Annotated in this window: 1 protein-coding gene; it reads right to left on the bottom strand. The window is 45.6% G+C overall.

Features of this window, described 5'->3' with window-relative positions:
- Window positions 1-261 (bottom strand): hypothetical protein (locus SB753_RS38475; protein ID WP_410805341.1); only part of this gene is annotated, 261 nt, incomplete at both ends.

The raw sequence follows: 261 nt of genomic DNA, 5'->3' as shown, positions 1-261 counted from the left end.
CACCTGGTATAAAAACCAGTTATCTGTGCCAGAGACGTACATTTTAGCAACGGAATCGTATTGCTGCAGACCCAGCTCGCTATTTTTAATTTCCCGCACCAGCTGATAGAAATCACCAACCTGGCTATAAATCGCTATGCCGTGTTGACTACTGACGACTGTAACTTTGTCGCCATGGGCGACGTGGTTGGCATAAGCCAAAGCACCTTCATCGAGCTGACCATCTTTGTGCAATGTGATTGCAGAGGTTATATATTCATG

Source organism: Paraburkholderia sp. SIMBA_053, from assembly GCF_046534895.1.
In the GTDB taxonomy this organism is placed as follows: domain Bacteria; phylum Pseudomonadota; class Gammaproteobacteria; order Burkholderiales; family Burkholderiaceae; genus Paraburkholderia; species Paraburkholderia caledonica.
This window is presented reverse-complemented; position numbering and strand designations above follow the sequence as displayed.